This is a genomic window from Rhodococcus sp. IEGM 1372 (genome assembly GCF_030056835.1).
Classification (GTDB): domain Bacteria; phylum Actinomycetota; class Actinomycetes; order Mycobacteriales; family Mycobacteriaceae; genus Rhodococcoides.
On record NZ_JASHKS010000014.1, the window covers coordinates 81,955 to 96,256 of the forward strand.

14 protein-coding genes are annotated in these 14,302 nt (G+C 65.0%); 3 read left to right on the top strand and 11 right to left on the bottom strand.

Features of this window, described 5'->3' with window-relative positions:
- Positions 1–2 precede the first annotated feature (2 nt).
- The 6 genes from QM590_RS14150 to QM590_RS14175 form a co-directional block, all read right to left on the bottom strand.
- Positions 3–797: an MlaE family ABC transporter permease gene (locus QM590_RS14150; RefSeq protein WP_037191254.1), complete on the bottom strand. Its 795-nt coding sequence runs from the start codon at positions 795–797 to the stop codon at positions 3–5.
- Between the two features lie 5 nt (positions 798–802).
- Positions 803–1,963 carry an ABC transporter ATP-binding protein gene (locus QM590_RS14155; RefSeq protein ID WP_269595380.1) on the bottom strand — a complete coding sequence of 387 codons (1,161 nt, stop codon included), beginning with the start codon at positions 1,961–1,963 and terminating at the stop codon, positions 803–805.
- Positions 1,964–2,409: 446 nt separating this feature from the next.
- Positions 2,410–2,796 carry a 50S ribosomal protein L7/L12 gene (gene rplL, locus QM590_RS14160; RefSeq protein WP_057475236.1) on the bottom strand — a complete coding sequence of 129 codons (387 nt, stop codon included), beginning with the start codon at positions 2,794–2,796 and terminating at the stop codon, positions 2,410–2,412.
- Between the two features lie 90 nt (positions 2,797–2,886).
- Entirely contained in the window at positions 2,887–3,468 is a 582-nt protein-coding gene (gene rplJ, locus QM590_RS14165) for a 50S ribosomal protein L10 (protein WP_094641121.1), read from the bottom strand.
- Between the two features lie 354 nt (positions 3,469–3,822).
- Positions 3,823–4,278: a class F sortase gene (locus QM590_RS14170; RefSeq protein ID WP_269595381.1), complete on the bottom strand. Its 456-nt coding sequence runs from the start codon at positions 4,276–4,278 to the stop codon at positions 3,823–3,825.
- A 149-nt stretch (positions 4,279–4,427) separates the two neighbouring features.
- On the bottom strand, positions 4,428–5,198 hold the full coding sequence (locus QM590_RS14175; protein ID WP_269595382.1) for a CHRD domain-containing protein: 771 nt from the start codon (positions 5,196–5,198) through the stop codon (positions 4,428–4,430).
- A 144-nt stretch (positions 5,199–5,342) separates the two neighbouring features.
- Between QM590_RS14175 and QM590_RS14180 the strand changes: the two genes are divergently transcribed.
- Together QM590_RS14180 and QM590_RS14185 are read left to right on the top strand one after the other, a co-directional pair.
- On the top strand, positions 5,343–5,876 hold the full coding sequence (locus QM590_RS14180) for an RNA polymerase sigma factor (RefSeq protein WP_283279196.1): 534 nt from the start codon (positions 5,343–5,345) through the stop codon (positions 5,874–5,876).
- Complete coding sequence (locus tag QM590_RS14185) at positions 5,873–6,640, top strand: hypothetical protein (protein WP_269595384.1); 768 nt, start codon at positions 5,873–5,875, stop codon at positions 6,638–6,640. Before QM590_RS14180 ends, QM590_RS14185 begins: the two co-directional genes overlap by 4 nt.
- On the opposite strand, the gene QM590_RS14190 is transcribed toward QM590_RS14185, so the two are convergent.
- From QM590_RS14190 to QM590_RS14210, 5 genes are read right to left on the bottom strand one after another with little or no spacing between them, the layout of a single operon-like run.
- Positions 6,619–8,838, bottom strand: coding sequence for an MMPL family transporter (locus QM590_RS14190; protein WP_269595385.1), 2,220 nt, complete (start codon positions 8,836–8,838; stop codon positions 6,619–6,621). The genes QM590_RS14185 and QM590_RS14190 overlap by 22 nt on opposite strands.
- On the bottom strand, positions 8,839–9,993 hold the full coding sequence (locus QM590_RS14195) for a hypothetical protein (RefSeq protein ID WP_269595386.1): 1,155 nt from the start codon (positions 9,991–9,993) through the stop codon (positions 8,839–8,841).
- Positions 9,990–10,730: a phosphatidylserine decarboxylase gene (locus QM590_RS14200; protein ID WP_269595387.1), complete on the bottom strand. Its 741-nt coding sequence runs from the start codon at positions 10,728–10,730 to the stop codon at positions 9,990–9,992. The genes QM590_RS14195 and QM590_RS14200 overlap by 4 nt, the downstream gene beginning before the upstream one ends.
- The gene (locus QM590_RS14205; protein WP_269595388.1) at positions 10,730–10,927 is read right to left on the bottom strand and encodes a serine/threonine protein phosphatase; all 198 of its coding nucleotides are present in this window, start codon (positions 10,925–10,927) and stop codon (positions 10,730–10,732) included. Before QM590_RS14205 ends, QM590_RS14200 begins: the two co-directional genes overlap by 1 nt.
- Position 10,928: 1 nt before the next feature.
- Positions 10,929–12,167, bottom strand: a complete 1,239-nt coding sequence (locus tag QM590_RS14210) for an SDR family oxidoreductase (protein WP_269595389.1) — start codon at positions 12,165–12,167, stop codon at positions 10,929–10,931.
- A gap of 237 nt (positions 12,168–12,404) precedes the next feature.
- Between QM590_RS14210 and QM590_RS14215 the strand changes: the two genes are divergently transcribed.
- Positions 12,405–14,291 carry a CocE/NonD family hydrolase gene (locus tag QM590_RS14215; protein WP_269595390.1) on the top strand — a complete coding sequence of 629 codons (1,887 nt, stop codon included), beginning with the start codon at positions 12,405–12,407 and terminating at the stop codon, positions 14,289–14,291.
- Positions 14,292–14,302: the final 11 nt, after the last annotated feature.

Genomic DNA, 14,302 nt, shown 5'->3' on the forward strand with positions numbered 1-14,302 from the left:
GGTTACGCTCCCTTCGCTGGGACGACCTGGAGATACACCAGGGTCAGAATGAGGTTGGCGAAGAAGAGCAGCAGGAACGTGATGACAACCGTCTGGTTCACTGCCTCGCCGACGCCCTTGGGTCCGGGATTGGGATTGAGCCCCTTGTAGGAGGCGATGATGCCCGCGATGAGCCCGAAGATCGCCGCTTTCGCTTCTGCGACATACAGATCGGGAAGCTGCGCCAGCGCTCCGAAGGACGCCAGGTACGCACCGGGGGTGCCGCCCTGGAGGATCACGTTGAAGAAGTAACCGCCGGCGATGCCGACGACCGAGACCAGGCCGTTGAGCAACAGTGCGACGAGAATCATCGCGAGCACTCGCGGAACGACCAGACGATGTACCGGATCGATGCCCAGCACCCGCATGGCGTCGATCTCCTCGCGAATGGTGCGCGAGCCGAGGTCGGCAGTGACGGCGGAACCTGCGGCACCGGCCACCAACAACGCGGTCACGATCGGACTGCCCTGCTGAATGACCGCGAGCACACTGGCCGCGCCGGTGAACGACTCGGCACCGAGCTGCTTGATGAGCGATCCGGTCTGCAGCGACACGACCGCGCCGAACGGAATCGCGACGAGCGCTGTCGGCAGAATCGTGACGCTGGCGATGAACCAGGCCTGCTCGATGAATTCACGGAACTGGAACGGCCTACGAAAGGTGTTCCGAACGACCTCGACGAACAGCTCGACGATATTTCCGGCTTGAGTCAGAGCGGCGTTCGCCGGAGCGAACGCGGACTTCTTCGATCCCCCCATGTCTGCTATTGACCCCGACCCTGTGTCGGAGCTTGGTAGCCCGGCTGGTCATGACCTTGGCTGCTGTAACCCTGCTGGTCGTAGCCCTGCTGGCCATAGCCCTGTTGGTCATAGCCCTGCTGGTCGTAACCCTGCTGGTCGTAGCTCTGCTGCTGGTCTGCGTACACGGGGTACCGCTGACCGGGATCGGTGGTGTCGAGGCTTTCCTGGATCGCGACCTGCGCACTGTGCGGCAGGGTGTGCATGATCTGGCGGACGCGTTCCTGCCTGCGTCCGACGGCCTGGCGCACCGGAGTACCCGGGGTGGCCTTCATCTGCGGGACGATGCCTTCCACGTCGTCGACGCCACCGGCGTGGTGCCCGGCGTCGACCATGGCCTGCTCTTGCGCCATCTGCGCCTCGTCCTTCTCCTCCGACATACCGATCGGACCGATCATGGTTCCGTTGAGGAACTGCTTGACCACCGGCTCGTCGCTGGTGAGCAGCACCTCACGCGGGCCGAACATCACCAGCTGGCGACGGAAGAGCATGCCGATGTTGTCGGGCACGGTCCGCGCGAGGTTGATGTTGTGCGAGACGATCAGGATCGTGGCGTCGATCTCGGCGTTGATGTCGATCAGGGTCTGCGAAATGTAGGTGGTACGAACGGGATCGAGGCCGGAGTCGGGCTCGTCGACGAGGATGATCTCGGGATCGAGAACCAGAGCGCGGGCGAGGCCGGCGCGCTTGCGCATACCGCCGGAGATCTCACCGGGGAGCTTGTCCTCGGCACCGAGCAGACCCGTCAGTTCCAACTTCTCCATGACGATCTTGCGGATGTCGGACTCGGACTTCTTGGTGTGCTCGCGGAGCGGGAATGCGACGTTGTCGTAGAGGTTCATCGAGCCGAACAGTGCGCCGTCCTGGAACAGCACGCCGAAGAGCTTGCGGATCTCGTAGAGCTCACGTGAGGAGCACTGCAGGATGTCGGTTCCGTCGATGAAGATCTTGCCCTGCTCGGGCCGGAGGAGGCCGATCAGAGACTTCAGGAAGACCGACTTACCGGTTCCGGACGGACCGAGGAGAGCACTGACTTCACCCTTCGGCAGGGTCAACGTCACGTCCTGCCAGATCTTCTGTACACCGAAAGACTTGGTCAATCCCTCGACCGAAACCTCGACTCCCACGCTGACCTCCACAATTCGTACACATCGACCCAGATGTGGGTTGCGTCACTGTAACCCATGCACGTGTCCGCTCCGACACAGGAGCTTACCGCCCAGTAAAAACTTCCCCGAGTCAGGCTGTAGAGCTTGCATCAGTGTGGCCCATCTCACGCGACACGGTCGGCGACTCGCCAGAACTGTGACAAGTCCCTGCCGTGCTTTGCTGTGACAAGCCACAAGCGATCACAGCCGAAACCCTTCGGAAAGCTTCGGACTTCGGCGAGGTCGAGTAAACAGGGACGCAGAGCGAGTGTCACGCGATCTCGCGGAGTCCGTGACCGATCACAACGACACCTGGACCGGTGCCACCGGAAACACAGAAAAGGGACCGTCCCCACCGGAGTGGAAACGGTCCCTCGACTCGCTCTCGATGTCAGAGCGTGACGTGCGACTGCAACGAAGCGGTCTTACTTGACGGAGATCTTTGCGCCGGCAGCTTCCAGCTTCTCCTTGGCAGCCTCGGCTGCATCCTTGGCGACCTTCTCCAGGATTGCCTTCGGAGCGCTCTCGACGAGGTCCTTGGCTTCCTTCAGGCCGAGGCCGGAGACGACCTCACGGACGACCTTGATGACCTGGATCTTCTTGTCGCCGGCCGACTCGAGGACGACGTCGAACTCGTCCTGCTCTTCAGCAGCCTCGGCGGGGGCAGCGCCGCCGCCTGCAGCAGCAACGGCGACGGGAGCGGCTGCGGTGACCTCGAAGGTCTCCTCGAATGCCTTCACGAACTCGCTGAGCTCGAGGAGGGTGAGCTCCTTGAACTGGTCGAGCAATTCTTCGGTGCTGAGCTTCGCCATGGTGGCGGGTCCTTCCTGTAAGTACCTGGTCGCTGATCCGCGACTTGGTGTTGGTGGTGTGGAGCTGAGCTGTTCGCCAATACCAGCGGATCAGCTTTCGGCGGGAGCTTCCGCCGGTGCTTCTGTTTCTGCAGGTGCCTCGGCTGCGGCGGGTTCGCCGGCAGCCTTCTTCTCCTGCAACGCGAACGCCAGACGCGCGAACTGCGATGCGGGAGCGTTGAACAGGCCTGCAGCCTTCGACAAGTTGCCCTTCATGGCGCCGGCGAGCTTGGCCAACAGGATTTCGCGCGACTCGAGGTCTGCGATCTTGTTGATCTCGTCCACGGACAGCGTTGCGCCGTCCATGTAGCCGCCCTTGACGATCAAGGCCTTGTTGTCCTTCGCGAAGGCCTTGATGGCCTTCGCTGCGTCGACCGGCTCGCCCTTGATGAATGCAATGGCGGTCGGTCCGACGAACAAGTCGTCGAGGCCGGTGATGCCGGCCTCGGCTGCTGCGCGCTTGACCAGGGTGTTCTTGGCGACGGAGTACGTGGCACCTTCGCCGAGCGCACGCCGGAGCTGAGTCAGACCGGACACCGACAGGCCACGGTATTCCGTGACGACGGCAGCCGTCGAACCTTTGAACTGTTCGGTGATCTCCGATACTGCTGAGACCTTTTCGGGCTTTGCCATACTTCGCCTCCTCTCGTGGGAAGTTGTGTCGATCGCGAGAGGGCCGGAAAACGACGAACGCCCCGGCGCAAGAAGCACACGGGGCGTGAACGAGCGGGCAGCCACCAGGGCTGCATACAGGTTCCCTACCTCGTTCTCCTGCGTGGGCCGTCCGAAGCTGTCTCGGACCTTCAACCGCGCAACTCCCGGAAGCGAATCCTTCGAGAAGGCGGTGACCAACGGTCTTGGGTAGAACTTGATTGGGCGGTCTGGGCACGAGTGCGAGCATTCGTGATCCGAACCGTCGACCAGGCTACAACACGTTCGGGGTCAACTCCAAAACGTTCGGCGTTGCACTGTCATCGGCCTGCACTGTCATATGCGCACTCCGTAGAGAACGAGGTTGCGCTCGTAGCTGCCCACGGCTGCATCGAAGTCACCCGAACAGGTGATGAGCCGGATCTCGTCGGCAGGCACAGCCCCGAAGACCGACGCCGTCGGGAACTCGGCTTTGCCGTAATCACCGATCTCGTCGATGCGGTACTCGGCTCGGCCACCCGCCTCGTCCTGCACCACAACGACATCGCCGACTCCGAGTTCCGACAGGCGATCGAACACGGCGGGACCGGTCGTCGAGTCGACGTGCCCGGCTATCACCGTCGGGCTACCGATCGCGCCGGGCCGGCCACCTCCGGTGAACCACCCGACGTCGTCGTAGTCGGTGGGCACCTGCATCTCACCCGATTCGGTGAGACCCAGGCCGATCAACGGCTCGTCGAGCGCGATGTCCACGGCACTCACCCGCGTCGGGGCCGGTCTCACCGAATCCACTGCGGACACTGGCACGGCGGGCGCAGGCGCGGCGGTGCTCGACGACGGCTGCGAGGACACCGGCGTGGTCGCCGCCGGCGGCGATGGAGGTGGCGAGGAACAGCCCACCACCACCGCCGCGGCAGCGACCGCGATCAGAACCGGATATCTCAGCTCCGCACCTCGCGTCGAGCAGCGACTGTCACGCCCGCGACGACCATCGCGCCCAGGGCAACCGCACCGACGACCGGCAGCACCGAACTCGACGCCGAATCGGACGCCGAATCGGACGCCGCGAGCGCCGAACCGCCGCCACCGGTCGCGACGGACCCGACCGGAATCTGGCTGAGCTGGCCGCGCACCGCTCCGGCCGAGAAGTCGACGGTGTGGGTATCGGCGGCGAAGGCGGCCGGGTCGGCTTCGATCTGGTCCAGAGTGAACCCGGTCCCGCTGTCCGCGTCGGCACCGGCAGGCGTCAAGCCGGTGGTGAACGGTCCCTGCATGCAGCCGCTGCTGGTGCGCGGGCCGTCGCCGATCGGGGTGGGGTTCGGGAATGCCAGACGCGGAGGACCTGCTGCGCCTGCCGCTGCCTGGTGGATGTGCGTGGCGGTCTTGGCCGGGCTCATGTAGTCGCCGGTCACGCCTTCGAGCGCGATGTCGTAGCAGATGATGTCGAGGTCGGAGTTGATGCGCAGAGTGAAGGTACCCATCGCACCGGGCTGACCCGGAGTGGCGACGCCCTCTCCGTTGAGCACCTGGTCGGGAGTGGCCATGGCCGTGAATGCACTGGTGAAGGAATCCGGTTCGGCGACAGGCGTATCGGCACCGGCCGGGGCGGCGGCGAACAGCATCATCGCCGCAGCGGTGGCGGTACCACCGACGAGCGCTGTGGCGGTGGATCGGATCGACGTTGCCGGGCGTGGGATCGAGCGTCTGGTCATCTCGTGTGCCTTCCGTGGGAGTATCGGGCAGGCGAGCCCGTGCAAGGTGTACGAGCGCCGATGCCAAAATGTTCAAAGCTCGGTAAAGAAATGTTTTCCGCCCTCGCCGTGAACGTCCGAGGGTCCACCGACGTATCCACTGTCATGAGCATCGGGAGCGTGATCGAACTGGACTTCGACGTCGCTGCCGCGTACGACGAGCACGCGTCGGCCATGCTCGGGTTCGCCGTCAACGCTCTCCGCGACAGAACTCTGGCCGAGGATTGTGTTCAGGAGACCTTCCTGCGGGCTTGGCGAGCGCGGTCCCGATTCGAGCCCGGGCGCGGGTCCCTGCGAACGTGGCTGTTCGCCATCGAACGCAACGTGATCGTCGATGCTCAGCGGTCGCTGACGAGGATGCCGATGCCGGCCTCGGACCGGATCGACGACGTCGGGCGGGAGTCGGGCAGTGTCACGCGTGACACCAGCCCCGATATCGACGAGCGGCTCCGCATCATCGCCGCGCTCGCCCTGCTCTCCCCCGAGCATCGGCAGGTCGTCGTCGCAGTGCACCTGGGCGGCAGCTCCTACGCGGAGCTGTCGAAATCGACCGGGGTCGCCGTGCGAACACTGCGCACCCGCACCTTCTACGCACTGCGAGCCCTACGACAACATCTCGATGGAAAGGAGGAGACATGAGCGCAGCACCCGATCGCCGAGCCGAGTTGATCGCCGCTGCCGTCGGTGACGATCTCGACGACGCCGAAGCCGCCGAACTGCGTCGGCTCGCTGCATCCGATCCCACGATCGACGACGAGATCGCCGAATTGCGCTCGCTGACCATGACTCTCGGGAGCCGCGGCCCTACCGACGCGTGGCTCGAATCTTCGACGTCACCCGACCTTCGCGAGCGAATCCTCGGTGCGACAGGCAGCTCCGAGTGGTCGCCGCAGCACAATCGGCGAACACAGCAGTTCGGAGGGCAGCGGTTCGGAGGTCAGCGCTTCGGAGCGCAGCGCAGATCGGCAGGACTGGCCGTTGCGGCCGCAGTAGTAGGGGTGGTGGTCGGCAGTGGGGTGGTACTCGGAGTCGACGCCTACCGCCAGGACCCCACGAATCCACCCGCCGCGATCACCGGTCCACCCGGAACCCTCGGCGCGTACGAGCAGGTCGCCTTCACCACCGAGGTGCCGAGTGTGGACATAGAAGGAGGTCTGGTCGCCCACACGTGGGGCACCGAGACCGTCCTGGAGATGGACGGCATCTCCGATCGTGGCCCGTACGAGGTGGTTCTCGTCGACCGATCGGGTGTCGAACGTCCGTCCGGCACGTTCCTCGGTAGTGACATCACCATCGAGTGCCGAATGAACGCCGCGGTGCTGCGCCAGGACGTGACCGACATCGAGATCCGCACGTCCGGCGGTGCCGTCCTGGCGCGTGCTCAGCTGCCGACGGCCTCGTAGCGTTTCGAGCCGGGCCACCAGTTGCGCTCGCCGAAGAGCTTCATCATCGCCGGCACCATCATCATGCGCACCAGCACCGCGTCGAACAGCACGGCGATGGCGAGAGCGAAGCCGAACTGTTTGAGCTCGAGCACGTCGGCGGTGAGGAAGCTGGCGAACACGGCGATCATGATCGCGGCGGCGGCCGTGATGGGCCTGGCGGTGTGCTCGATGCCGTCGACCACGGCCACGTCGTTGCTCGCTCCCCGCACGAACACCTCACGCATGCGGCCGATGAGGAACACCTCGTAGTCCATCGACAGGCCGAAGACCACGGCGAACACCGTCACCGGTAGATACACCTGGATGTAGCCCGGGCTCTCGAAGCCGAGAATGCTCGACCCCCAACCCCATTGGAAGACGGCGACCGTCGCACCCAACGCTGCGCCGGTGACCAGCAGGTTCATGGCAACGGCCTTCAGCGGAATCACCACACTGCGGAAGACGACGGCCAGGTAGAAGAGAGAGAAGGCCAGGACCGCGGCCACGACCCAGGCGAATTTGCCGGAGATCTCGTCGGAGGCGTCGACCACCAGTGCGGTGGTGCCACCGACGGAGACGCTCGTGCCGTCCGTGTCGCCGGCGGCAACCGCCTGCGCCCGAAGGGATCCCACGAGATCGGCGGCCTCGGTCGAGTCGATCGGCACCGACGGAACCACGATCAGCAACGACCGCCCGCCCTCCGGCTGAGCCAGCGCGTAGGCGACGCGATCGTCGTCGCGCACGGAGGCAGCGAACGCGTCGACGGTGGCCAGCTGCTGCGGTCCCAGCGGATTGTCGTCCTCACCCGTGAACACGATGGTGATGGGCGAGATGGTCCCGGGCGCGAACTTCTCGGTCAGGACCGTGTTGGCCCGTCCGGACGGTTCCGCGCTCAGCGCCTCGGCCCCGAGGTCGACACCGTACGAGATGGAACTGATGGGAATCAGGCACACGACGAGCACCGCGGCCGACGCGACCGTGTAGCGCCACGGTCGTTCGATGACGTGCTGCGCCCACCGTGACCACCAGGTGGGTACTGCGGCCTCGTGCTCGTCGACCGACGGAGGTTGGAATCTGCGGGGCAGCGACCACGCGCCGATGCGCGTTCCCAGTACCGCGAGAATCGCAGGCAGCAGGGTCCACGCGACCACGACGACCGTCGCGATGGTCAGCGCGACGACCAACGAAATACTGCGAACGGCAGGAACATCGACGATGGCGAGGGCTCCGAGCGCGATCAACACGACCAGACCGGAGATGACGATGGTGTGCCCGGCCGTACCCATGGCCGCCCCCACCGCGCGCTCGGTCCGGTGCGGATCGTCGGGCGGTCCGGCTCGCCCGATCTCCTCCCGGAATCGACTGACGATGAACAGTGCGTAGTCGATTCCCAGACCCAGGCCGAACATCGCCGCCACGGTGGTGACGAGAACGTCGAACGTCATGAAGTTGGACAACAGCGCGAACATTCCGAACGCCGCGAGCACACCGATTCCGGTGGAGACCAACGGCACGATTCCCGCGACCACGGACCCCAGCGCGAGAACCAGAACCACGAAGGCGATGGGCAGACCGATGCTCTCGGCCCGCACGGCGTCCTCGGATTCGACGCGGGTGAGATCGACCGTCATCGGGGAATACCCCGTCACCGCCACCTCGACGCCGTCGCCGGACGCCGCGCCGATCATCTCCTGCACGCGTTCGGCCACCGCGATCCGATCGCTGGCCTCTCCGCCGATACCGACGAACGCGAGCGCCGACGTGCCGTCCTGCGAGATCGTCGGGACGAAGCCCGCGGTCTCGTAGGGGTCGACGACCCGCAGCACATCCGGGGACTGCCGCAGTTGACCGACCACCTCCCCCACTCGCTCACGGAACGCCGGGTCCGACGTGTTCACCGACTCGGAGGAGAACGTGACGACGAGTTGTTCGGAGCCGAACGACTCGAAGTGACGCTCGATCAGGTCGTCGGCGCGGCTCGATTCGGTGCCCGGTACCGAGAAGTTGGCTCCGACCAGCGAATTCTGCAGCGCCGGATACAGAATCGCCGATCCGACCGCGAGCAGCGTCCAGATCGCCAGCACCACCCAGCGCCGACGCGCGACGAGTCGGCCCCACCGGTCGCCGATGTTTCCACTGGTCACCTGCGGGTCGATGCGCGAAATCGTATCGGTCATCTACGTCAACTCCCGGCTGAAGATGCGGTACGTGCGGTGCGGAGCGAGTTTCGTCCTGGACAGGACCGACCCCTTCATCCACGGACTGTCGTCGAGAACGGGAGCGGCTTCGACGCGAGTGAAACCGAGGTCGCGCATGCGCACCGACATCTCCATGATCAGCAGGGAGGACACGGCCCGGTCGGGGCAATCGGGATCGACGAACAGCATGTCCACCCGCACGCCGTCGATGATCTCCGTCCGACCCGGACGCTTGACGTGCCACAACGTCACCAGGTCTCGCGCCCACCGCGACTTCAGGTGCGACGCCTTCGCGGCGGCCTGATTGACGTCCGGGATGCCCGTCAGGAAGCCGACGGGCTTGCCGTCGAGTTCGGCCAGCAGCGTGAGCCTGCGGTCGATGACCGGGAGCATCATCTTCAGCAACTCGAACAGCTCCGTGTAGGACAGCGGCGAGAAGCCCCAGAAGTTGACGAACGTCTTGTTGTAGAGGTCTCGCACGATGCGCGCGTCGCGGCGTAGCGTCCGATACTTCATCGACCGGAGCGTCACCTCCGACCGCGCCTTGATCTTCTCGAAGATCTGCATGTGCCGCGCGTATTTGGGGTCGTTGTAGATGATGCACGGGTCGTCGAAGAGGTAACTGTAGAAGTCCTTGACCGCCATCAGACCCCACTTCTCGAAGTGGGCCGCGTAGTAGAGCGGATTGTGTGGCATCCCCACCAGCGGCAGCGCCGGGATCTCGTCGACGACGATGCCGGCGCTGTAGAACATCGACGGTCCGAACGGCCCGGATATCGTCGCGAGCCCGCGCGCCGAAAGCCATTGCGCCGCAGCGTCGAGCAACGCTTTCGCGACGTCGTGATCGTCGACGGCCTCGTAGAAGCCGAAGAAGCCGATCGACTCCCCCGTGTACTCGGTGAACGACAGATCGTGGATCGCAACGACGCGACCGACGGCAATTCCGTTCTCGCGGGCCAGGAATGCCTTGGTGATACGGGTGGCGGCGACCGAGGACGGCGGTGCGATGAGCACTCGACGCAGGTCCATCGACTCGTCGGGAAGGCGGTACGGATCGCCCTGGTAGACCAGGTCCGAGACGGCCTCGAACTCGCGCCAGCCTGCTTTGCCGTCGACCTCTTCGATCGTGATCATCGTTCCTCTTCGCTCCGTTGACTGCCGTCGACGAGGATCGGCGAACGGGCCACCGTCGTCTCCCCGGCGAACACGTAATTTCCTGGCCGGACGGTGATTTCGTCGACGAGTGCGTCCGGGACGAACACGTCGCACTGAGAACCGAAGCGGATCATCCCGTACTGCTCCCCGCGTTCGACGGTGTCGCCGACGGCGACGTGCGCGACGATGCGGTCCACCCAGAGATCGGCGATCTGCGTCACCGTCACCACGGCTCCGGACTCGTGCTCGATCGAGATGGTGAGCCGCTCGTTGGTGAGCAGGTAGTCGCAGCCCTCGTCGTAGGGAGTGCGTCGGGTCAACAGATTCGCGCCCACCCTGGCCATCGACTTGTTGAACGGTGCCGCGGACCGGTGGCGACGCATACCGACGGTGCCCGAGACGGGAATTCGATTGCGGTGCACCGAGTATTCGGACATGTAGATCCCGATCAGGTAGCCGCTGTCGGTGGACGCGACTCCGGCGATCTCGTCGAGAACGATCGTCCGCCCCTTCTTGACGGCGAACGCGGTACTGCCGGCCTCCACCCGTTTGACGTACGTGACGAAGCCGTCGGCCGGCGCGAGCACCGCCCGCGGATCGGCCGGCGGCTCGCGGTGCGGATCACGGAAGAAGAACCGGGTCCGCCAGTACACGAACAGAGCGAACGGAGCTGCCAGCACCACACCGAGGACGAGTACCCCTCGAACCCACCACATCAGCTGTGCCGCTGTTCGTCGACGCTCTCCGACCAGGTCACGAAGGCGTCGGCGGCCCGGTTCCGCAGCGAGCCGGGCAGCAACCCGATCAGCCCACACACCACATAGAAGCCCAGCGAGAGAACGCCGTTGGTCACCTCGCGGCCGATCGGTACGTCCCGCAGGCGCACCGAGGTGGGTTCGAAAACGTCCGACACGTCAGTTGACGGCGGCGGGCGTGAGCGTCTTGAGCTGTGCTTTCTCGAAGTAGAGCTCGAAGAGTCGGCGGTGATCGCACCAGGAGATGTCGTGGTCGACGGGCAGGATCGCCTCGGGCTTGTGCACCAGCCGCATGAGCTGATCGATGTTGTCGGCCAGCATCGTCTCGGCGAACCGCGGCGAGATGCGCGCACTGACGCGCTCCTTGAACTCCTCCCAGCTCACCAGATCGAGGCCGAGAAGATCGGCGTACAGATCGTGACCGTAGCCGGTGGGATTGCTCGGCAACAGCCTCGTCAGCGGATGGCTGCGCAACGAGTTGCTCGCCATGACGTCGCACATCACGTCGACCGGGACGTAGTTCATGCCCGGTCCGTCCCAGATGGCACCGGCCGCGATGGCCAGTTCGATGATGCGCCAGAAGCTGTAGACCCGGCCCGGATCACGCCCGAGTTCGGTGCTACCGAGGATGTAGGGCGCCTCGCACAGGGTGACGGAGTAGGTGTCCGACATCGACAGCCATCCGAGAAGCGTTGCGTTGACCCACTTCATCTGCGCGTACCCGGAGTACCACCAGGAATCGGGACGACGGAAATCCTCTGGCTTCTGATAGAGGTGGGCACCGATACTGCCCACGTACGTCAGGTGTTTGCGGGTGGAGGTGATGCTGAATTCGAGGATGCGCAGGACGCTGACGAACCAGTCGTCGCGCAGCTCGGCGTAGCTCTCGGTGTAGTCGGTGGAGCTGGCGCAGTTGAAGATCTGTCCCACTCCGGCAGCGAGGTCGTAGTAGGCGGCCTTGTCGAGACCGAACCGGAACTTCGTGGGCGTGCCCTCGACGATGCGGATCTTGTCTGCGTCCACCGCGATCTCGTACTGGTCGAACGTGCGCTGCAGGCGCTCGAGAGCCGTTTCCTCCTCGGTGGGGCGCACCATCGCATAGACGACCTCGACGGCGGAATCACGAGTGAGGCGGCCGATCAGGTGAGCACCGAGAAAGCCGTTGGCCCCGAACACCAGCGCGGTGTCGGTACGCGGTGCTGCCATACCGGCCACGCGGCGACGAGTGTCCTCGTCGATGAACGGGCGCAGCGCCGTCGGATCACCGTTGCTCAGCGCGACGACGTCGGCATACTTCCCGGCGAAACGAAGCCCCGGGCATTCGTTGGTGATCAGTGCATCTGCGTGCGGCCAGATCGGACGCAACGATCCGTCTCCGAACAGTGCTTCTACGTGCATTCGCGCTCCCCTGCAACGGTCGGTGTCCCACATCACTCGGACGGGCAGACGTTAGCAATGACGCGGGCTCATAACCGGGTGACCGGGAAAGTCTGGGAACCCCCACAGCGGCGCTCAACCGGCGTTGAGAGTGTTCCCAATCGAAGTCGGCAAATCGCCCTGTGCCGGTCGGTGAATTCACCGGTGATGTGCGTTCCACGAGACAAACGAGGCCCTTCGACGGTCTAATCGTTTCCCATGACGGCAGTACACCCCCACCCCCTCCTGCAACCCGCACGCGATCCGAGCGGCGGCGACGCGGCAGCGGCGTGGGCGGCAATCGTGCGCGAGCAACCGCGCTACCCTCGGGTGTCCATCACGACGAACGTGCGCATTCCGATGAGCGACGGAACCGCGTTGCGCGCATACGTCTTTCGCCCCGCGGACGCGTCGGGACAGGCGGTGGAGGGCACGTTTCCCACCGTCCTGAACCTCACGCCCTACAACAAGCTGTTGATCAAGGGCATCGACACCGTCCTCGAGACCCCGGTTCTGGGCCGTGCCATCAGAGCTTTCTCGGCCGCATTCGACCTGACCGGAACCAGATTCGACGGCATCACCGAGATCACCCGAGTGGTGGCGGGCGGCGCTGCCGACCTGCTCTCGGTCAACCGTCATCTCGTCCGCAGCGGATACGTGCAGATGATCGTCGACGTCCGTGGCACCGGCAGCTCCTCGGGCACCTGGGACGTGCTGGGTCCCCGGGAACAGCTCGACTCGCTCGAGGTGATCGACTGGGCCCGACGCCAGTACTGGTGCAACGGCAGGATCGGGATGGCCGGAATCTCGTACTCCGCGATCAACTCCCTACAGGCCGCAGCCAAGCAGCCTCCCGGGCTCGACGCGATCTTCGCGGTCGAGGGCTCGGTGGACATCGTGCGCGAGATCTTCGCCACCGGAGGCGCCACCTCGGCGTTCATTCCACTGTGGCTCGCGGCCGTCAACGGGCTCAAGTGGGCGCCTGCGGTCGGCGGAATCGACACGCTCGCCTGGCTCCGCGATCGCGCTCGATCCCCGGCCACCAATCTGTTCGACCTGGCCAAAGGCTTTGTCACAGGCGGAGATCCGCGAATCTACGACAACGACTACTACGACACCATCGATGCCGTCATCGAAGACATCGCGGCACCGACGTTTCTGTACGGCTGCTGGCACGACATCTTCGGCGGCTCCGCACCGGACATCTACAACCGGCTGCCCCTCGAACGCGGATTCAAGCAACTGCTCGTCGGCGACGGCTACCACGGCAACCCGGGAATCGGCTTCGGCGAACCAGGATTTCCGCCTCGGCTCGACGTACTCGAGCGCGCCTGGTTCGACAAATGGCTACGCGACGTGGACAACGGAATCGAGAACTACGGCCCCGTCACCCTGCGTCAGCAGGGCGGCAATTGGACTGCGCACGGGCGCTTTCCGGCTCCCCGGGCGCAACCACGCAGGCTGTACCTGTCGGCAGCGGCGTCCGGCACCGCCCCTCATGCCGTCGCCGACGGCAGCCTCACCGGCGAGCCGGCCGCCGAATCCGACGTCCTGACCGTTCGCCCGTCACTGCGAGCCGTCGTATCTCGTGACACCACACAGGTTCTCGCCGGCGTGACGGCAGTCCTGGGCGGCGGCTTCACCTACGACAATCGATTCGCCGAGGGGGCCGCAGTCACCTTCACCACCGCACCCGCCGAGTCGGACACCGTGCTGTCCGGCCCCATGAACCTGCACCTGCGCGTCGTCTGCCGTGCACCGGAAGCGATGTGGGCCATCATGATCTGCGACGTCGCCCCGAGCGGTCGATCGATCGTGCTGAGCAACGGCGCACTGCTCGCCTCCCGCCGAGCCGTCGACGACGAGCGATCACTGTTCGCCCCGAACGGCGACTACACCCGCCCCTACCATCCACTCACCGAAGCAGCGCTGCTCCCGGTCCCCATGGGCGAACCCATCGCTCTCGACATCGACATCCTCACCACCGAGGCCGTCATCGCATCCGGCAACCGCCTGCGCGTGAGCGTATTCGCCACCGACACACCGCGGTTCATTCCGATCCGGGAGTGTCAGATTAACGGTGGATCCGACCTTGGCGTCGGTTAGTTTCCGTTCGG